This is a genomic window from Diplocloster hominis (genome assembly GCF_032380655.1).
GTDB lineage: Bacteria > Bacillota > Clostridia > Lachnospirales > Lachnospiraceae > Diplocloster > Diplocloster hominis.
Genome location: NZ_JAWDIY010000004.1, coordinates 245088 through 265826, shown reverse-complemented (window position 1 = coordinate 265826; position 20739 = coordinate 245088). Strand labels below are relative to the sequence as shown.

Below are 20739 nucleotides of genomic sequence, written 5' to 3'. Positions count from 1 at the left end.
GAAATAGGATGGATCTGAATTTTATGTCTACAGTGAAAGGTTCTCTGCTGGAGGAATTTTATCCGCAGGAATGGGATTTTGACAGGATTGACAGGTGCTGCGGCCATGCGCCGGGGGAGGTTGGCTTGCCCCAGGAATTCTGGAATCCGGCTTTTAGGCCCGTCGCCTGTGAAGATGTGACGGAGTTTAATATGATGCTGGGCCATGAGATCGCGCTGGAGATCAGGAAGGCCAGGGAAGAAGGCAGAAAAGCGGCCTTTATCCTTCCGGTAGGGCCTATGGGCATGTACCGGTGGGCGGTTTATTTCCTGAAGGAGTGGAACATCTGTTGTGACCATGTCTACGGGTTTAATATGGATGAATGGTCTGACGCGGAGGGGAATACGCTGGACAAGACGAACCCGGGTTCCTTTGAACATGCCATGAGAGAAGCGTTCTATGAACCCTTGGGAGAGCTGACGGTTCCGGAGAGCCAGAGGAATTTTGCCACCAGGGAGAATCTGGTCACTTACCCGGAGAAGATCAAAGAGCTGAAATCCCAGGGGGCAAAATTGATCACCGTCTACGGGATCGGCAGGATGTGCCATATCGCCTTCTGGGAACCCCATTTCGGGCGGGAGTTCCAGTCGGTGGAGGACTGGAGAAGCCAGCCTTACCGTCTGGGCGCAAAGCTGCATCCGCTGACCATCGAGCAGAACGCGCTGACCAGCTTCAAGAGCCGCACCACGCTGGTGCCGTGCCGCGCCAACACGGTCGGGCCGGGCCTGTTCCTCCAGTCGGATCTGATGATCGGCGGGGCGGACGGCATCTTTAGCCGGGGGATGCAGTGGCAGGGAATGTCCCTGTGGATGACGCTCCGGTATGGGCCGGACAAAGCGGTACCCTCATCCTTCGTTCCTACGATCCCCGGGAAGCTGTTCTTTTTACAGGAGCTGGCCGGTCCGCTGGTCGCAGAGTGTAATTGAAGAAGACATAGAAAAACTGAAAGCTTTTCCTAACCTTAAGGCCGCCTCTTTTGTTGAGACGGCCTCTATCATGTCATTGATAACTGGATTTGGGCGTCCCGACAGAGAGCATCCAGTCGGGTTTTCAAAAGAGCGGTCTCAGCATTCGGGAGATCCTGTTGGGGGAGACGCATGTGGCCGGCGGGGATGCCGCGCAGCTTTAACGCTTCTTTGAAATAGGACATATTGCTGCCGCATTTCAGAATATCACAGGCGGCGATGCAGTGCTTTTGAAGACGCTGCATTTCACCGAGAGAACCGGCCTGGAAAGCTTCGTAAACACATACGAAGAGTTCCGGGAATACGCCGGCCACGCCGGATACGGTCCCGTCACATCCTAAGGCCAAGAAAGCGGGAAGGGCACGGTCACAGCCGTGGAGAACGGAGAAGGCTCCATTCTGGATTTGAAGGTAATCGATGGTCCGGTTGATGTCGGCATAGCTATACTTGACGCCGATGACATTGGGGCAGCGGGCGGCTATGCGGGAGGCGGTCTCTGCGCTTAGATCATTGGCAGAGCACTGCGGGATGTTGTACAGATAGAGGGGGAAATCAGGAACCAGCTCCGCCAGATTCACATAATATGATTCCATTTCCTGCTCGTTGATTCCGAAAAATTGGGGGGTGACGATCCCGGCCCCGTCGGCGCCTGCCTGCTGAGCGTGGCGGAGCAGACGAAGAGTGTCGTCCTGCCTGGCAGCCCCGCAATGGATGTAGACGGGCACCTTCCCCGAAGCGGTTTCAAGGACGATTTCCGCTATCCGTTCCCGCTCTTCGACAGAGAGCCGGAGCATTTCTCCGGTGGTGCCGCAGGGATAAAGGCAATGGATGCCTTTTTCGATCAGAAAACTGGTTAGTATTTGTATGCCTTTCCGGTCTATTTCGCCGGCGGCAGTCATGGGTGTGACGATAGCGGCAGTAATGCCGAATAGTTTTTTCATTGTCTTATCCTCCGTACGTGCGGGTATCCGCACTTTTAGGTGTTGATAAAGCTTTTTTATTCATACTGAGTTCCCATTTCAGGTCTGACCGGCATTATCGTGATGACTGCAGGATCTGGTCGAGAAGTATGCGGACCCGGAGCATGTCATCGATTGATACTGCAGGAGGGAGACAGGCGGCATAAGCAGACAGTGTTTTTCGGATGTAGGAAGCATAATAGACATCACTGTCGGTATCCACTGCCATACGAACGACCGGCTCGCCAAAACGCCGTTCCTCCAGATATCCATCTGCCAGGGTGTGATATCCCTTCTTTGTCACCGCATTCCAACGGTTTTCGCGTTTGACGCCATCCTCCATGGGAAAAGCATAGCCAGTCTCCAGAGACATGGTGGCGCCGCCCGGGAATTCAAGCAGCACGCTGGCATAAGTCTCCACGTTATAATTCGAAGCATACTGGAAACGACTTCCAACGACATGGGCTTTTTGAGAATCGGTCAGGTATAGAGCCATGTCCAGAAAATGAGGCCCCAGGTTCGTCATACAGCCACTTCCCGCCGAAGCACGATCCAGCATCCAGGGCGAACTTTGCAGATAGCGGTCCGGCGCTCCTGCGATGAAACGAAAGGAGAGATGGATAATCTCCTCCGTTTTCAGCCGCTGCTTCCAGTCTCTCAGCCATTGACTGCAGCGCCAAACCAGCGGGATCGATACAAAGACGCCAGCTTGGCGGGCGGCTGTGGCTACCTGCGCCACTTCGCTGGCATCCAGCCCTATTGGTTTTTCCATGGAAAAACCAATCCGGCGCTGTATTAGTATCATCGCCAGCTCCTTCATCCGGCTGTGCGGCGCGAATGCCAGTACAAAGTCGGGTTTTGCCTGCGTAAGAAGCTCCTGCGAACTGACATAGCTGGGACAGGAGAACCGGCGCGCGTAGGAATCCGCTGTTAGAGGGAGCTGTTCATCGCACACTCCCACCACCGTATGCCCAGTAAGGCCAGGCATATAAAAAGGCATGTGCCAGTGGCTGACGCCGATGAGACCGATTTTCAATGAATGATGTAAGTCTGGCATTTTCGGTATCCCCTTTCCGGGTTTGCTCATTTCAGGTTCTGGATATAACTGCGCAGATACCGCGCGCTTTGCTTCATACCAATACTGGCATCCGGAATATCCATGGCGTGCCAGCGGCGTTCGTATTCCAATGACAGCCATCCCTCATATCCGGCGGATCTCAGTGCTTGTAAGATATCCGGCCAGGGTAGGATCCCTTCACCGACAATGCGGGTTGTGACATTGCGCTCTTCTTCGGTTTGATGGCTCACATCTTTGGAGGCGGTACATTCGGCTGTGTGTTTTTTATAGATATGGTCTTTTACATGGACATAGTGGATCTGTTCCCCCTGTAGGCCGATCGCCTCTCCGTATGATTCCTTTCCCATAAAGTCCAGATTCGCTTGATCATAGAGGATATTGACACAGGGGTGGCCGATCTCACGGATCAGACGGATGGTATCTGCGGCCGACACTGTCATGGTGTTAAAATGGTTCTCAATCACCAGATCCTTCCCGGCCTGCTGAGCCGCTTCCCCCAGCGTTTGCATACTCTCTATCATATACCTGCGCCGATCGCCCTGCATATCGTCCGGGCACTGCGCATTTCCCCCATATATCCGGATATAACGGGCGCCGAGATAGACAGCGTAATCCAGTACCCGTTTGATTCCTTCTGTCTCTTGTTCCCGGATCTGCGGGTCCGGGTCATTGAATCTGCAGAAATAAGGCGTCAAGCAGACAATCTCAAGCCCTTGATCATGGGCGGCTTCTCGGATAGCTGTGAGTTCCTGTTTCCCCGCCTTCAAAGGGATTCCGCTTTGATATCCGTCCTGGACCACGATTTCCGCCCCATCCAGTCCGATGGCTTTGAATAATTCCAAGGCCCGGATCAGCGTATATTCCGGTGTTCCCATGGTATGTCCTGCGATACGATACATATGGACACCTCCTATTCCAGGGCCGGCAATCCGGCAGCTTTCAGAATGCGATGCATGAGTTCATGAGTTTTTACGGCATCCTGCGCGTTGGTCAGAGGTTCCAGGTCTTCCCGGACACATTGAAGGAAGTGCTCGATGGCGAAGCGAAAACCCAGTTTATCCTCCACTCTTGCCCAGCCCATGGCCAATGGTGTCATCCGTGTGGTATGAGACTGTTCGGAATCGATGATTGTGACGGAATCCGGCGCGTTGACACATACACTCTTATTTCCTCCGTGCAGCTCCATAGTTTCCTCCCATTGGCCGGAAGCACGGTCCGCGACCAGGATGCCCGTGGTTCCCTGTTCGAACTGCAGATAAGCAGTGGCCAAGGTTTCGTAGTAGGGATCCGTAAACTGCGAGGATGCATGTACTTCCACGCATTCTCCGCAGAGAAAACGCATCAGATCCACCATATGTATGGCGTTTTCCAAAGTTGCACGGTATTCGCTGGCCGGTCTGTTTTTCTGGGCGATGATGACCTGGGGAACTTCGCCGGCATAAACCTCTTTAACCTTTTGGTAGACCGGGGCAAATCTACGGTTGAATCCGGCCATCAGTTTTTGGCCGCTGGCCTCGGCCGCCTCTGCCATCGCATCCGCCTCCCGCAGGCTCATGGCCAGCGGTTTTTCACAGTAGACGTCGATTCCTGCCCGCAGAAGCTTTAATACCTGTCCAGGGTGCTCCTGTTTGGGTGACAGCACAAAGGCGCAGTCGATCCCCAGGTCTATCAGGTCCTCGATCGTCTCCACTGCGTAATCGACCGCGTATCGCTCTTTCGCCCTGACGGCGTTTTCCAGATGGCCCGATAGGATCCCTTTGAGGTTTGCACCTTCGATTTTTGACAACACAGGCAGATGCGCAATCTCAGCGATTGCACCTGTTCCGATAATTCCGATATTCAGTTGTGCGTTCATAACTAAACTGGCTCCTTTCCAATTATAGTGGGAGAGTTTCGCGGGTACCCCCGGTTTTATGGAAAAATGCAGATTATTCCCAATGGATGATCATCCCGAGAACCTCTCGTTCCTGGTTCATCAAGCCCTTATAGGCAGATATGGCGTTTTCCTTTGAGACCTCTTCACCGATGAGAGGGCCGACTGTCAAAGCGCCCTTTTTAAGAAATTTTAAAAAACAAGCAGCGTCATCCGAAAAAGTCCAGTGGCGCGGATAAGATTGCACGGTTGGAATGGAATCCACCGCATGGGCTCCCAACACTGTGATGCTCTTCTTTTGCACCAGCTGGTAAAAATCAAAGGAAGTACTTCCTCTGGGACAGCCCAAAATACAAACCCTTCCATAATCAGCGGCGATCCGGCATGCCTGTGCCATCACCGCGGGTACGCCGGTATTCTCAATCACTACCTCAGCGCCGCGGCCGTCCGTCAGGGACCAGTAATGTTCCTCCCAGTCTTTTCCTTCGTTCCACAACACTTCGTCGGCTCCGCACTGGAGAGCAGTAAAAAGCCGGCTTTCCTGCCGGTCGATCCCCACGGCAGATACTGCTCCGTTTAAACGGGCGAGCGCAAGCGCCAGGATTCCGACGATTCCAAGTCCCAGGGACACCACGGTTTCTCCCAGCTCAATCCCACATTTTCGAACGCCCTGTAAAGAAGTCTGACCGAGACTGGTAAACGCCGCCTCTGAAAAGGAGACTCCGTCGGGAATTTTCACTACCCGGTAATCCGGGACATTACCAATCTCCCGATGACCGACACCCACCGCATAACATGCCACCCGGTCGCCTTCCTGAAATCCGGTGGTCCGGATTCCGGTTTTTTCCACCCACCCCGCGCAACAATAGCCAGGTATGTAGGGATATTCCGGGATTGCATTGGGCAGACCGTTAACCCAGGCGCGTTCCGTTCCTGTACTAACCAGGGTCGCTGCCATGCGGACCTGGATCTCCCCTGGACCGGGGGGAGTTACCGGCACGTCACACCATTGCGGATCTCCTTTTGACAGCGCTACGATTCCTTTACATTTCATTCGTCTTTCATCCTTTCTGCATGTCAGCTTCTGGTACGGTCCTTCGCTCCGCAACTCTCCCGTACTACTAACTCATAATCCATGATCACCTTTGGATTTTTCACCGGTCGTCCGTGTATCAGATCCAGCAGTATTCCCATCGCTGTCTGTCCCATCTGGTATTTTGGCTGCCGGATCGTGGTCAGGGCCGGCTCCATTACTGAAGACATCTCGATGTCGTCAAATCCGACCACCGCGCAGTCCTTCGGCACCTGAAGTCCTGCCGCCTTCAAAGCTTTTACGGCTCCGATGGCCATCGTATCCCCTGCCGCAAATATGGCGTCGAACTGTGCGCCGGAGTCCAGCAGATTCATAGTCTGCTCATACCCGGACTGGATACTGGACTTTCCGTACCGTATCAGTTCCAAAGCCATAGGCAGTCCTGCCTCTGTGAGAGCTGTCAGATATCCATTCAGACGGTCTCTGTACAGCACAAAATTCGGGTCTGCGGTGAGATGGGCGATTTTTCTGCGGCCCTGGCCGATCAGATGGCGTACAATGTCCCGCGACGCCGATGCATTATCGATGGTAACATTAGGTACTGCGCTGTTCTCCAGATACTGACAGGCTACCACCATCGGATAATTGGACGCCGCTTTCTCCATCAGACTCCTGGCAGCGTTGGCCGACAGAGAGATAACACCGTCCACCTGCCTTTGAAGCAACGCATTGAAGTAATAGGTCTCGATATCCAGTTCGTTGTGCATGTCTGCAATCAGAACATGGGCATCACTTTTTACCGCTTTTTCCTCAATTCCGAATAATATTTCATGGAAAAAGGTATTTCCGATATCTGGGACCACCACAATGATAAAACCCGTGGACTGTGTTTTCAATTGTCTGGCTAGTGCGTTGGGCTGGTAATTCAATTCCCGGATTGCTTGGTTAACCAGTTCCCTTGTTTTATCAGTAACTGTATTTTCATTGCGGATTACCCTGGATACCGTAGCATTGGAAACACCCGCGTGCCTGGCGACATCTTTGATTGTAGCCATACTTCTCATCTCCTTTGTATAGACAGAAAAATCCGCCTCTTAATGTAAACGATATCATTATTTTTTTCTTTTGTCAATATGAAAACCCTTATTTTTCGTAGATTATCGTATAATTGCACAAATTATTTGAATAAAATTTGGATATTATAGTCAAAAATCAAAGTTCTGTTTGACAAAATGAGAAAACGAGTATAAAATGCAGATATAAAAATGATAACGTATACATTTTGCTCGTTCGGCTTAGAAAGGAGTGTGCGAATGTTTAAAGTATCCGTCGTTACAGACGAATTGAGCAGTGATTTCGAAACCGCTGCGGAATTGGCGGCCGGTTGGGGGATTTCTTCCATAGAAATCCGGGGCGTGGGAGAGGAGCGCATCGGCAGTCTGAGCCCTTATGCCCTGCACCATGTAAAAAAAGTGATTGAAGATTACGGCCTGCAGGTGGCATGCGTGTCCCCAGGTATTTTTAAGGCAGATCATCACAGGCCGGTTTTTGACGGCTGGACGGTTCTGAAATGGCAGGACCGCTGTGAATTTGAACAGCAAGAACGGCAGAAACAGTTCATCGAACATCAGGTGCGGGAAGTGCTTCCAAGAACTCTGGAATTCTGCGCGGGTACCGGATGCAGGAAGATCATCCTCTTTAGCTTTAACAAACCGGGCGGAGCGGCATCACGGGCCGAGATTCCGAATTATCTGTTCCCATATTTTACCATGGCCTGTGAGCTGGCAAAGCCTTATGATATTACATTATTGATTGAAAACGAACACATCTGTTATGGAGATACCGCGGCCCGAACCCGGAAGCTGATCGAATCGGTGGGGGCGGACAATTTGAAGCTTAACTGGGATCCGGGGAATGCGTATTTCGCCGGTGAACAGCCGTATCCATCCGGATATGAGCAGATCCGGGATCTGATCGGACATGTACATATGAAGGATGCCGTCACACATTCCGATGGATCAAAGGAATACGTCGTACGCGGAGAGCTTGATTGGGAGAGCCAGTTGAAGAGCCTGATACACGACGGCTACGACGGGTATGTATCAATCGAAACACATTGCAGGCCGAAGGTCCAAAGTGTTTATGATACACTCCGGAGAATCTTAAGGATTGCCGGAGAAGGGGTGCTGGACGCCAAATAATCCGGGCGTTTTTCCCTGAATAGTAAAATGATAACGTATACAATTTAAAGGAGGTCACAACATGAAAATCAAGAAACTTACCGCATTATGTCTCACATTTACCATGGCCGCCGGTCTGCTGATCGGCTGTTCCGGCCAGGACACCGCTCTGCCGCAGGAGAACAAGGAACCGGCGCAGACCGCTGCTACTTCCGATGAGCAGGCTTCCGGCGAGAAGGGGGATACCGGCGCTGCACAAGAAACCGAGCTTACCTTGCAGGTGGGAAGCAACAGCGCACTGGAAGGTCTGGAGGCTGTCTGTGATCTGGCCAGGGAGAAGTTGGGAATCTCAGTGAAAATCGAATATACTGTAGCGGGAACCGACACGGACAATATCGTCAAGACGCGATTGGCTACGGACGAGCTGGCAGATATCCTGGTTTATACCCCAGGAGCCCTGTTCGCCTCTTTGAACCCATCCAAATATTTTATCGATATTTCTGATCAGCCGTTCATCGAAAAGCTGGATGGCACGTATCTGAGCAGTGTCACCTTCGACGATAAGGTTTTCGGGGTCCCCATGGCACCGTCTCAGGCAGGAGCCGTAATGTACTCCAAATCTATGTATCAGGAGCTGGGTTTGACTGTGCCGAAAACCTGGGATGAGTTTATGAAAAACTGCGACACCATAAAGACTTCCGGTAAAACCGCGGTTCTTTGTTCTCTGGGAACCGGTTATACCGTTCAGGTTCCGTTTCTTGGCGATCAGTATAATCTGATGGCGGCTGATCCTGACTTCATCAAAGATTATGAGGCGGGAACCACTAAATACGCGGACAATGACGCGGGACTTCGAAGCTTCGAAAAGCTTGCTGAAACGGCTAAATACTATAACGAAGATTATCTGGCTACTACCTACGACGACGCTTGTGAAATCATGGCGAACGGGGAGGCTGGCCATTGGATTATGTTAACTTCGGCGCTGACCAACATTTATAAACTTTATGGTGATAAAGTCAATGATATCGGTGTCTTTGCCGTCCCCGGCGATCAGGCAGACGATAATGGCCTGACAGTCTGGATGCCGAATTCCATATACGGAAATATCAATTCCGACAAGAAGGATGCAATCCTTCGTTTCATGGAATTCTTTCTCTCTGACGAAGCGTTGAACGCCTATGCCGCGCAGGTTCCCCCAAGCGGTCCCTATTGTGTGAAGGACTATGAATATCCGGAAAATACGTTTGATGCTGTTAAGATCGATATGCAGTCCTATTTTGACTCGGGAAAAACCGGCCTGGCCGCCGAATTCCTTACGCAGGTAAAGGGTTCTCAGTGTACGGAAATTTGTACAGAATTGGTGACCGGCCAGATTGATTACAAAGAGGCTGCTGCATCCTACGATGAAGATTGTAAAAAACAGGCACAGCAGCTGGGACTTAACTGGGAGTAATCCCCGTCTGCCTCTTCGGCCAATATATTTACCAGTTCAAGAATCTTAAATAAGGAAGGAGGAAAACGGGACCGATGAATAAGAAGAAACAGTATTCCCTATGGTTTATGGCGCCCTCGCTGGTGATTTTCCTGGTTATGTTTATCCTGCCTGTTCTAATGTCCTTTTTCTTCAGCTTCACAACCTGGAGCTTTGACAGCTGGAACTTTACCGGCCTGGACAATTTTAAGCTGTTTTTTACGGAAAAATCATTGAATATCGGGTTAAAGAATACATTTCTCTATGCGTTCCTGACCAGCGGACTCAAGGTGGTTATCGCTTTTTTGCTGGCCGTATTCCTGACCAGCCGGATTAAGACAAAGGACTTTCTGCGCTCCGTAATCTTCTTTCCGAATCTGGTCAGTATGGTAGCGGTTGGCCTGACCTTTAAAGCATTAATGCACCCTTCCAAGGGTTTGATCAATCAGGTGCTTGGACTTTTCGGCATCCAGGCTGTGGATTGGCTGGGTAATACCAGGATTGCCCTGTTCTCCGTCATCGGGGTGGATGTGTGGAAAGGTATCAGTATAGCTACAGTGATTTTTATCGCAGGGATACAGTCTATAGACCGAACCTACTATGAAGCGGCCCAGATCGACGGCGCAGGTGGATTACAACTGCTGAAACACATTACTTTCCCGCTTTGCCGGCCCGCCCTGAACTCCGTAATTATATTATCCCTGATCGGCGGGCTGAAAAGCTTTGAACTTATCTGGGCCATGACCGGGGGCGGACCCGGTTATGCCACGGACGTGATATCGTCCATTATTTATAAGCAGTATGCTGCTGGTTATTACGGATTATCCACAACAGGGAATGTGATTATGTATCTGCTGATCGCCGTGATCGCATTCCCGCTGCAGAAATTCCTAATGAAGAGTGAGGAGGAGTAGTGAATGAATAAAAAAGCAAAAACCAGATGCCTCCTGGGGGATGTGATCGGATGTATCGCGGTGTTCTTTCTGTTTATCATACCCTTCCTATTCATCCTCCTGAACTCTCTGAAGGATCAGCGGGCGGCAAACCTGTTAAATTTTACACTCCCGGATGTGTTCCAATGGAGAAACTATCTGGAGGTCCTAAAGGCCTATGACTATCTCTTCCTGACCTCCTTAAAAAACAGCCTGATTCTGACCTTTGGCAGTGTGATCCTGCTGATTCTGACGGCCTCGATGGCCGGCTATATCCTGCAGCGCCGGCGTGGCCGCGCTATGAGCGTAATCAACTTTCTGATTATGTCCGGCCTTATGATCCCGCCCGCAATCCTACCCACCATCTGGATCATGCAGGCACTGCATATATACAAATCGCTTTTCAGCATGATTCTTATTGAGACGGCTATACACACACCTTTTACGGTTATGCTTTACAGGGGGTTCATGGCAGGTATCCCGCTGGAGCTTGAAGAGGCTGCTCATATCGACGGATGCGGCAAGCTCCGAATGTTTTTCAATATTATTTTCCCGCTGCTTAAACCGGTGACCTCTACGGTGATCATCCTGAATGCAGTGGCAGTTTTCAATGATTTTATGAATCCACTCTATTTTTTGCCGGGAGCGGAGAATTCCACAATTCAGCTGACCCTCTATACTTTCATGGGGATGTTTTCAAATTCCTATAACCTGGTTTTTGCCGATGTGGTTTTGATCACGCTGCCGATGCTGTTTTTGTTTCTACTGTTTAATAAGCAGATTGTGAACGGTATGGTAGCCGGCTCGGTTAAGGGATAAATCTCATCAATCAAGGAGAATGCCATGTTTCGAATCAAACAGTTATTCATCAATCACGACACCGATCCTGTGGGTACCGGTTCCGATCTGTCCTTTCACTGGTACCTGGAGTCGGATAGTCCCGATACCATGCAGCGCTCCTATTGGCTGCAGATCGCCCTTGATCAGGATTTTTACCATATGGTCTTTGACAGCGGTGAGATTTGGACGGATGCCTCCGCCAACCGGAAGGCCGATGGGTTTACCCCGGAATCTCTGACAAAGTATTTTGTTCGGGTGAGGGTGTATAGCCAGCGCGGGGAGGATAGTGGTTTCAGCCCCTCGTCCTGCTTTGTCACCGGTATCCTAATGGCCGGTGAGTGGAACGGTGATTTTATCACCGCGGAGCAGCCGGAGGATGTGCCCAAATTTATGGGGACATATGTGCATGGAGGCTTCCGTATTACAAAAAAGCCGGTTCAGGCCTATGTATGTGCCACTGCGCTTGGCCTGTACCATTTGTATATCAACGGTCAAAGAGCCGGAGAAGATGAGATGGCGCCGGGATGGACTTCCTACCGCCAGCATCTCCTGTGCCAGACTTACGATGTGACATCGCTGCTGATACAGGGGGATAATGTGATCGGAGCCATGTTGGGAAGCGGTTGGTTCAAAGGACGAATGGGCTCCTACGGCCGGACTCATATCTATGGAGATAGGACTGCATTTCTTTGTCAACTGCGAATCCGTTATGAGGATGGTACCATCCAGCAGTTTGCAACCGGTCCGGATTGGCGGGGCTGCCCATCTCCGGTAACGGCTGCTGATATCTATGACGGGGAGACATACGATGCAAGGCTTGAGCAGGACGGTTGGTGCCGGCCAGTATTCGCTGCTGACAGTCGTTGGAAAAACGTCAGTACTGTGAAGTTCCCTAAAGAGGGGCTAACCCCCCAGGGTGGCGGCAGAATCCGGGTGATGGAAGAGCTTCCAGCCAGGGAAATTTTGACTACTCCGGCCGGGGACACGGTCATCGATTTTGGTCAGAATCTGACCGGGCGGGTTCATTTCTATATCAAGGGCAGACCGGGGGAACGGGTGGAACTTCAGTGCTTCGAGATCCTGGATCCCCTGGGAAATGTTTATACAGATAATCTGCGGACGGCGAAGCAGACCATTACCTATATCTGCCGAGACGAAACAGGCGTTTGGTTCCACCCGTCCTTTTCCTTCCAGGGATTTCGGTATATCTGGGTGGCGTCCTATCCTGGTCCGATTCTTAAGGAAAATTTTAAAGCCCAGGTATTGCATACCCATATGAGGCCGACCGGTTCCTTTACCTGTTCCAATCCAATGCTAAACCAGCTCCAGCACAACATTCTCTGGGGATTAAAGGGGAATTTTCTCGATGTCCCTACGGACTGCCCCCAGCGGGATGAACGGCTGGGATGGACCTGCGACGCTCAGGTATTTAGCCGGACTGCTTGTTTTCTTATGGATACGCATACTTTTTATGCCAAATGGCTCTTGGATCTGTACGCCGATCAGACACCGGAGGGGGGCATACCCCATGTGGTACCGGATATCATCACCGGATATCCGGTCCAGGGTTTTTTAAAGCAGGGGACTCATTCGGCCGCCGGGTGGGCGGACGCTGCCGTTATTATACCCTGGACTCTCTATCTAGTCTACGGGGATACTGATATCCTTATCCGTCAGTACGACAGCATGAAAGCCTGGGTGGAATTTATGCGAAGCCATGCAGACGGGCCTTCCTGGAGCTATCGACTTCAGTTCGGCGACTGGGTAGCGCTGGATGCCGAGGAGGGAAGCTATTTCGGTGCGACGCCCAATGATTATGTATGCTCCGCTTACTATGCTTATTCGACCGGAATTCTGGCGAGGACCGCTGGCCTGTTAGAATACCGGGCGGACGCCGGGATTTATCAGGCGCTGTACCAGTCTGTCAGTACCGGATTCTGTGAACGCTACTTGGATGCTTTCGGGGACCTGAAGGTCCATACACAGACTGCGTATGTTCTGGCTCTGTATTTCAGATTACTGCCCGTGTCTTCCCGTGAGAGGGCCGCTGCCTGTCTGGCGGATCTGATCCGGCGGGAGGACGGCCATCTGGTTACTGGTTTCCTGGGTACCCCTTATATCTGTCATGCTTTGAGTCAGAATGGGTATGAGGAGGAGGCTTTTGCGCTTCTCATGAAGGAAGATCTCCCCTCCTGGCTTTATCAGGTGAAAATGGGTGCCACCACCATATGGGAACACTGGGATGGCCTGAAACCGAACGGGACTCTGTGGGATCCGCATATGAATTCCTTTAACCATTATGCCTATGGAGCCATCGGGGACTGGATGTACCGCGTGCTGGCCGGAATCGGGATTGATGAAGACGCACCCGGGTATAAGCATATTCTGATTAACCCTTATACACCACCGTCCCTGGCTGAAGTCAGCGCCCGACTGGATACGATGTACGGCCCGCTGTTTGTGCATTGGCGACGCACGGCGGGTGAGGTGGTTCTGAATCTAGAGATTCCTACGAATACCACCGCCACCGTCTCCCCCTTGTGTCTGAAGCGCTGGGTGGAGCTTCCGGAGAGATATTCGGACCTGACCGGGTCGGATTCCCCTTTGTGTTTGGGATCGGGAAGGTACGGGCTGCGGTTTGGATGAGTTTGGTGAAAATGAAAACCTATGTAAAAAACAAGAGGATGTTTCTCCGGGAGTTCAAGATCCTGGAGGCATCCTCTTTCCTTTTTGAGAAAACTGAGACCGAAAAATATCCGGAAAAGGGAACTTTAAAAAGTTACTTTGTATATAAAAAAAGTTACCATTGGTTATGATAATATAATCTCACCAAAGGAAATCTGCAGATAACCGGTTAGAAATGACATCCAAAAGGAGGAAAAGTAAGTGAAGAAGAAACTGTTGGCGGTATTATTGACATTAACGATGGTGGTTTCCATGACGGCCTGCGGCGGCAAAGAGGAAGAGCCCGCGGCGCCGGAAGCGACTCCGCAGGCCCAGAGCACCCCAGACGATGCAAAAGGGGAGACGCCCAAGGAAGATGAAACAGCAGGAACAGACAGCGGATTTACCTATGACGGAGAGGAAGTCACGCTCTCGATGATGACCATCACCGGCGGTGAGGCTGAGGGAGAGAATTTCTATGTAGATATCCTTCCGGAATTGGTACATAAACAGTTCCCGAACATTACGGTGGAAGTGGAAGAGCTTCCCAGCGACAACTATAAATCTACGGTCAAGATGAAATTTGCCAGCGGCGAAGGCCCGGACATCTTCGAGTGGTGGGCCGGCGAGCAGGGCAAGACCCTGGTGGAAGCCGGTTACTTAAAGGATATGAGCGGTATGGATTTCATAAAGGATTTCAGAGAGGATATGGTGGACTCCTTCTCCTTTGACGGCAAACCCTATGCGGTTCCCCTGGGACTCAGCTTTTTGACCACCTGGTATAATCAGGACATGTTTACCGATGCGGGGATCGAAGGGATTCCTCAGAACTGGGACGAATTCATCGATGCCTGTGAGAAACTGAAAGCAAAAGGCTATACGCCCATCGTCATGGGTGACAAGCAGTCTTATGTAACCCAGTTTGGTATCTATCAGATCGGTGCTTCCTGTATCTATGCGGACAATCCGGACTTTGACGACCAGTTATACACCGGGGAGACCCATTTTAACGACGACTGCTGGGTGGAGACCTTGAGCAAATATGAGCAGCTCTACAAAGACGGATATGTGATGAAAGATACCCTGGGTCTTTCCAGAGACCAGGCACGCCAAGCGTTCATCGACGGCAAAGCGGCCATGATTTTCGACGGAAGCTTTGGGTTCGAAGCCCTGACTACGGATGAGAACTTTAAGAGAGGTATGTTCTGTGTTCCGTCCAACGAAGCCGGAAAAGATTTCGTCTACAACCTGACACCGGCGGAAGGAATCTTTGCAAGCGCCAACGAGGACCATCAGGCAGCCATCGAAGCGGTTCTTAACTACTGGTTTACCGAGGGGACCGAACTGTTTGATGCCTGGGCGGAGAAAAACGATAATATCCCGGCCCATAATTCCCTGGCGGACAACCGCCCGATGATTCAGGAATACCTGGAGCGGTATAAAGATTATAACAGTATCTATAATTTGAACAATGCATGGCCGGACGGCGTCAGCGATGAGATGGCGGCGAAGTTCCAGGAAGTGATTTCCGGTAAACTGAGCGCTGCGGATGTAGCGGAAGCAATGCAGAGCAAATTCGAGCAGGTAAACAAATAGAGCGATAAGGGAACAAGGGCATTTATGGAAGCTATGAAGAAAGGAAGTCATACTTCGTAAATGCCCTTTCTATGGGAAGGAGGGAATTACCGGATGTTAAAATCCAAACGAAACCGTGTCCTGCTGTGTTTCGTCATTCCGGCATTACTGTTATATGTGACTTTTTGGATTCTGCCTGTACTGATGTCGTTCTTCTATGGATTTACCGACTGGAACGGTGTCGGTGATTACAGCTTCGTGGGATTTGAGAATTTTAAATACCTGTTCAAGGACGGGACGCTGGTCAACGCCATCAAGAATACCTTTATCTATGCGTTTTTTATCGTGGTGTTCGGCAATGTCAGTGCGCTGACACTGGCCATGATCATTAATATGAAGTTAAAGCTCAAAGGGGCTTTCCGTACCGTATTCTACATACCTGCCCTGTTCAGCACGATCGTGGTGGGCTTTGTGTGGAGCTATGTGTTCGCACCCTATTACGGGATGATCTACAATATTTTCGACATATTCGGTGCGGCCGAGAGCGCCCCGAACTTTCTGGGAAGCTCAGCCACGGCCCTGATCGCGGTGGCCTTCGTGGAGCAGTGGAAGAACTGCGGGACCATGACGCTGATCTATCTGGCAGGTCTTCAGAATATTCCCGGCGAGGTGCTGGAATCCGCGAAGATGGACGGCTGCAAGTGGTATCAGGAAATATTCCGTATCAAGATCCCGATGCTGGCCAATACCATCATGATCAACGTGATTCTGGGCATGATAAGCGGTTTCAAATCCTTTGACTACGTATTCACCCTGACGGGAGGCGGACCGGGTTCGGCCACCAGCACGCTGATGTATACGGTATACAAAATCGCGTTTATCGACAGCCAGTATGGTCTGGCGGAGGCTCTGGCGGCGTCAGCCTTCCTATTGATACTGATTATATCCGTGATTGTATTGTGCTTATTTAAACGAAAGGAGACAGAGGCATGACAAAGAGTAGAAAAAAAGCAATCCGAAAGGAAATCATCGTCAGCATCTGCGTCATTGTGTTCTTTGTGATTATGCTCTCACCGCTATTGATTGCCCTGTCTGGCTCCTTTCGCTCACCGGATAATTCCACCTCATACCTCCAGCTGTTCAATGAATTCACACTGAAGAGCTATCAGGCTGCATTTAAGAAAATGAACTATTTCCGTTCCTTAAAGAACAGCATTATCACTACGGTCAGCAGTACGGCGATTCTGCTGGTGGTAGCGTCTCTGGCCGGATATGCCATCGCCAGGCTGCGCAACCGCCTGGGCAGTTTCCTGCAGATCTTTTTCCTGGCCGGAATGATGATCTCCGCGCAGATGTCCATTGTTCCGATCTACAGCATCGTGCGGGGACTGGGCCTGACCAACAGCTATCTGGCGCCGATCCTGCTGTACGTGACCATCAGCATCCCATTTTCCATCTTCGTGTATACGAACTTTGTAAAAGCCGGCGTGCCGCTGGAACTGGAGGAAGCTGCGCGGATCGACGGGGCCGGAACTTTTAAAACCTACAGCAGGGTGGTGCTGCCGCTGACGAAACCGGTGCTGGTCTCCATCCTGATCACCCAGGGCGTGCCGATCTGGAATGATTTTTTCCTGGCGATGCTTTTCCTGTCCTCGCCGCAGAAGAAGACACTGCCGTTAGTGATGCTAACCTTCCTGGGGGATATGCAGAAAGCCACCCAGTGGACGATGCTGTTCGCTGCCTGCTTCTTAAGTGCGCTGCCCGTTCTGATCATCTATGCATTCCTGCAGAGATATTTTGTGGACGGACTGACCGCGGGAGCGATCAAAGGATAGGCAAAGGATAGGCAGCGGTTCCTTTGGGAACAATTATTCGGTATAATGGTGCCCTAAGGAGGGATGACCGTGAAATTTCGAAATAGTATCCGAATAAAAGTATTTGCCTGTCTGCTGCTGGTGTTTCTGATCCCGATGCTCTGCCTGTTCCTCTTTACGCTGAACAGCAACAAAGAGTTTCACAACCGGCAGATCTCCATCATCGCGGAGAACGAGGTGGACAAAGCTACGGAGAAGCTGGACAGCATCCTGTCGGACATTCAGTCCCTGATGGATTCCCTGATATTCAGCAAACTCGACAACAGCAGCTGTGTGCTCACGATCTGTGAGACGGAAAACGGGGACCGGCTGTTAAACGATTACGAACGGCTGGAGAATTACCGTAAATTCATCTATATATCCAGCAACCTGATCCAGAACAACCGCTATGCGGAGGGAGTCTACCTGTTTACCGAGGGCGGGTATGTCTATTCCTACGTGAAGAGCAGGGAATATTTCCTGGAACAGGATTATCAGGAACAATCCTGGTATCAGCGGCTGATGGATCTGGATGAGTATCAGATCCTTGAGACCTTCCAGCCGAAGAACACCCGGATCACGAAAGAGCAGCTGCTGGCGGCCAGGCGCTTCAGCACCCTGAATGGAAAAGACACGGGGATTCTGGCTGTCGTCTGCAACGATAATGTCTTTGAGGACATTGAGGATACGGCCATTCCCAACAGCGACACTTTCGTGCTGGACGGGTTGGGGAACCGGGTGTACGGGACCGGAGATATACAGGTACTTGGCGATACGCAGATGGAAACCATCAAGAGTGAGAAACAGGGGGTTTTATATAAAGACGCTTCGCAGGATGCCTATGTGTTCGGGACGATTCCATTTAACGGATGGAAGATCATATCCGAGATATCCCTGGAAGCATACTACGGTTTTTATAACCAGATGACCAAATATCTGATCGCTATCATTTTGGGGGCGGTGGTCCTGACGGTGGGAATCTCCGTGATCGCCTCGAAGATACTGGTAGGGCCCATTGAAAAATTATCTTATGTGATGAAGAAGGTCCCGGTTGGGACCGTGAATCTGGAGAAGAAATACTGTAACCGCCAGGATGAGATCGGAGTGCTCTACAACCGGTTTGAGAGCATGATGAAAGAGATCAACCGGCTGATACAGGAAAAATATGTTGGCGAAATAAAATATTTAAAATCAAAAATGAAAAATCTGATGTCGCAGATCAATTCGCATTTTGTATTCAATACACTGGAAAATATGAACTGCCTGGCGGAGATCGAGGGGAATCAAAGCATCGCCGTGATGTCAAAGTCTCTGGGAGACATGCTGCGCTACAGCATCGATTATGAGGAGGATGAGACCACTCTTAAGGAAGAGGTCACCCATATATCCAAATATATCAAAATCCAGGAGATCCGGTTCGACAATGCGATTTCCCTGGAGCTTGACATCCCGGATGAGCTTTACAGCCACCGGGTACTCAAATTCATGCTGCAGCCCATCGTGGAAAATGCCATTGAGCACGGGTTAATGGGCACGGAACTGCCGTGGACCGTTAAGATCGGGGCCCGTCTGAAGCATGAGGAGCTGGTTATCACGGTCAAGGATGACGGAGCGGGTATGGAACCAGAGGAATTGGATCGGATCCGCAGCCATATCTATCAGGCGGGCTCCGGTGACGATAAGAAATCCGACAGCATCGGACTGCTGAATATCCATAAGCGGCTCCAGCTGCTCTATTCGGAAAAATACGGTCTGGAGATTGAGAGTACGCCGGACAGGGGAGTGGCTGTCATCATACGGCTGCCGGCATAGACATCAGAGTGACATGACAGAACAGGAGGAACCGATGTTTGCAGGAATCGATCTGGGAACCTCTGCGGTGAAGCTGCTGATCACCGATTTACAGGGAAACGGCGGCACCTATTACGGAGAATACCGGGAAAACAGTCCGGAAGGATTCTGGCTGGCGGTGGAGGCGGCCTTCGGCCAGGCCGGCGCGAGGCTTGACCTTAAGCAGGTGGAGGCGGTGGGACTCTCATCCCAGAGCTGCTCTTATATCCTTTACGATGGAAACAGCCGCAGTCCGTTCTACGGCTGGGATTATCCCCAGGGCGGGGAGATGGTGGAGAAGGCTCAGGGACTGTGTACGCAGGAGGAATTCCTCCGATATCTATCCATGCCCTGCCCCAGGATGCACTCTTATCCTGTCCCCCGGATCCTATGGTTTCAGGATGCCCGAAAAGAAGAATGGAAACGGATGAGGAAGCTTCTGCAGCCCAAGGACTATATCTGTTACCGGCTGACCGGTGCATGGACTTCTGATCCCTATCTGTGGAGGGGATTGGCGAATATAAAGAGAGGAGCTTTTGAACCGGAGCTTCTCAAACGCTTACAACTGCCGGAGGAACAGCTTCCGCGTCTGACAGATCCCGCTGGGGTGGCGGGGCATATAACCCCGGACGCCGCGTCCAGGCTGGGATTACGGGAGGGGACGCCGGTATATGCGGGGTTGAACGATTATTTTGCCTCCCTGATCGGGATGGGGATTACCGGACCCGGGCAGAATTATGATATTACAGGGACCTCGGAGCATCTGGGGACCATAACAGAGGAACTTTACATAAGCCCCAGGCTGATCAGCAGTCCATATGTGAACGGGAACGTACTCTACGGAGTCACCAGCGGCAGCGGCCGCTCTCTCGCCTGGTCTTTCCGGACCTTTGATATCCGGCAGGAGCTTAAGGCGGAGGAATACCTGAAGGGGAACCCTCCGATCTATCTGCCCTATCTGGAAGGGGAACGGGCGCCGGTCTGGAATCCTAACGCCAGCGGGACGTTTTACGGTATCCACAGCAGACATACCGCAGAGGATCTGGCTTATGCCGTATACGAGGGAGTCGTGTTCAGCCTGTACCATATCCGAAGCCATATGAACGCCTGGGGAACCGGCGCGCTGCGGACTTCCGGGGGTGCGTCTGTGAACAGGCAGCTGAACCGGATGAAAGCGTCGATGCTGGATACCCCGGTCGAGACGGTGGAGGAAAAAAATACTTCGGCTCTGGGGGCCGTATTCTGCGCCGCCGTCGGCAGCGGCCGTTACGGCAGCTATGAACAGGCGGCGCAGGAACAGATACGGATCATGGATTATGTGGAGCCGGAACTGGATTTACACAAGCAGCTGAAAAGCCGTTACGGGATCTATCTGGAATTAATAGAACGGTTACAGGTGTTATGGAAATAAAGAAAACGGGTTACTGGTGTTATGAAAAGAAAGGGA

General features: G+C 51.2%; 17 protein-coding genes. 11 read left to right on the top strand and 6 right to left on the bottom strand.

All coding sequences use genetic code 11. From position 1 onward, the window contains the following. Positions 1–8: 8 nt before the first annotated feature. Positions 9–965 carry a sugar phosphate isomerase family gene (locus tag ABC831_RS05905; RefSeq protein WP_343247314.1) on the top strand — a complete coding sequence of 319 codons (957 nt, stop codon included), beginning with the start codon at positions 9–11 and terminating at the stop codon, positions 963–965. A 68-nt stretch (positions 966–1033) separates the two neighbouring features. Here ABC831_RS05905 and ABC831_RS05900 read toward each other — a convergent pair whose 3' ends face one another. The 6 genes from ABC831_RS05900 to ABC831_RS05875 form a co-directional block, all read right to left on the bottom strand. Beyond that, the gene (locus tag ABC831_RS05900) at positions 1034–1945 is read right to left on the bottom strand and encodes a dihydrodipicolinate synthase family protein (RefSeq protein ID WP_343247313.1); all 912 of its coding nucleotides are present in this window, start codon (positions 1943–1945) and stop codon (positions 1034–1036) included. A 94-nt stretch (positions 1946–2039) separates the two neighbouring features. After that, entirely contained in the window at positions 2040–3020 is a 981-nt protein-coding gene (locus ABC831_RS05895) for a Gfo/Idh/MocA family protein (protein ID WP_343247312.1), read from the bottom strand. Positions 3021–3046: 26 nt separating this feature from the next. Next, positions 3047–3940, bottom strand: coding sequence for a sugar phosphate isomerase/epimerase family protein (locus tag ABC831_RS05890; protein WP_343247311.1), 894 nt, complete (start codon positions 3938–3940; stop codon positions 3047–3049). Between the two features lie 11 nt (positions 3941–3951). Next, positions 3952–4896, bottom strand: a complete 945-nt coding sequence (locus tag ABC831_RS05885) for a Gfo/Idh/MocA family protein (protein WP_343247310.1) — start codon at positions 4894–4896, stop codon at positions 3952–3954. Between the two features lie 73 nt (positions 4897–4969). Next, on the bottom strand, positions 4970–5968 hold the full coding sequence (locus tag ABC831_RS05880) for a zinc-dependent alcohol dehydrogenase (RefSeq protein ID WP_343247309.1): 999 nt from the start codon (positions 5966–5968) through the stop codon (positions 4970–4972). Between the two features lie 23 nt (positions 5969–5991). Then, on the bottom strand, positions 5992–7002 hold the full coding sequence (locus tag ABC831_RS05875; RefSeq protein ID WP_343247308.1) for a LacI family DNA-binding transcriptional regulator: 1011 nt from the start codon (positions 7000–7002) through the stop codon (positions 5992–5994). A gap of 258 nt (positions 7003–7260) precedes the next feature. Between ABC831_RS05875 and ABC831_RS05870 the strand changes: the two genes are divergently transcribed. The 10 genes from ABC831_RS05870 (at position 7261) to ABC831_RS05825 (ending at position 20703) form a co-directional block, all read left to right on the top strand. Beyond that, on the top strand, positions 7261–8148 hold the full coding sequence (locus ABC831_RS05870; protein WP_343247307.1) for a sugar phosphate isomerase/epimerase family protein: 888 nt from the start codon (positions 7261–7263) through the stop codon (positions 8146–8148). Positions 8149–8209: 61 nt separating this feature from the next. Further along, on the top strand, positions 8210–9580 hold the full coding sequence (locus ABC831_RS05865) for an ABC transporter substrate-binding protein (RefSeq protein ID WP_343247306.1): 1371 nt from the start codon (positions 8210–8212) through the stop codon (positions 9578–9580). 74 nt (positions 9581–9654) lie between these two features. Then, complete coding sequence (locus tag ABC831_RS05860) at positions 9655–10512, top strand: carbohydrate ABC transporter permease (protein ID WP_343247305.1); 858 nt, start codon at positions 9655–9657, stop codon at positions 10510–10512. Between the two features lie 3 nt (positions 10513–10515). Further along, positions 10516–11349 (top strand): carbohydrate ABC transporter permease, encoded by an 834-nt coding sequence (locus tag ABC831_RS05855; protein ID WP_343247304.1) that lies wholly within the window; start codon positions 10516–10518, stop codon positions 11347–11349. Between the two features lie 24 nt (positions 11350–11373). Continuing rightward, positions 11374–14016: an alpha-L-rhamnosidase gene (locus ABC831_RS05850; protein ID WP_343247303.1), complete on the top strand. Its 2643-nt coding sequence runs from the start codon at positions 11374–11376 to the stop codon at positions 14014–14016. Between the two features lie 240 nt (positions 14017–14256). Further along, positions 14257–15630 (top strand): ABC transporter substrate-binding protein, encoded by a 1374-nt coding sequence (locus ABC831_RS05845; protein WP_343247302.1) that lies wholly within the window; start codon positions 14257–14259, stop codon positions 15628–15630. 93 nt (positions 15631–15723) lie between these two features. Beyond that, on the top strand, positions 15724–16602 hold the full coding sequence (locus ABC831_RS05840; RefSeq protein ID WP_343247301.1) for a carbohydrate ABC transporter permease: 879 nt from the start codon (positions 15724–15726) through the stop codon (positions 16600–16602). Continuing rightward, positions 16599–17444, top strand: a complete 846-nt coding sequence (locus ABC831_RS05835) for a carbohydrate ABC transporter permease (protein ID WP_343247300.1) — start codon at positions 16599–16601, stop codon at positions 17442–17444. The genes ABC831_RS05840 and ABC831_RS05835 overlap by 4 nt, the downstream gene beginning before the upstream one ends. A gap of 69 nt (positions 17445–17513) precedes the next feature. Then, positions 17514–19274 carry a sensor histidine kinase gene (locus tag ABC831_RS05830; RefSeq protein WP_343247299.1) on the top strand — a complete coding sequence of 587 codons (1761 nt, stop codon included), beginning with the start codon at positions 17514–17516 and terminating at the stop codon, positions 19272–19274. Between the two features lie 13 nt (positions 19275–19287). Next, positions 19288–20703 (top strand): xylulokinase, encoded by a 1416-nt coding sequence (locus ABC831_RS05825; RefSeq protein ID WP_343247298.1) that lies wholly within the window; start codon positions 19288–19290, stop codon positions 20701–20703. Positions 20704–20739 lie beyond the last annotated feature (36 nt).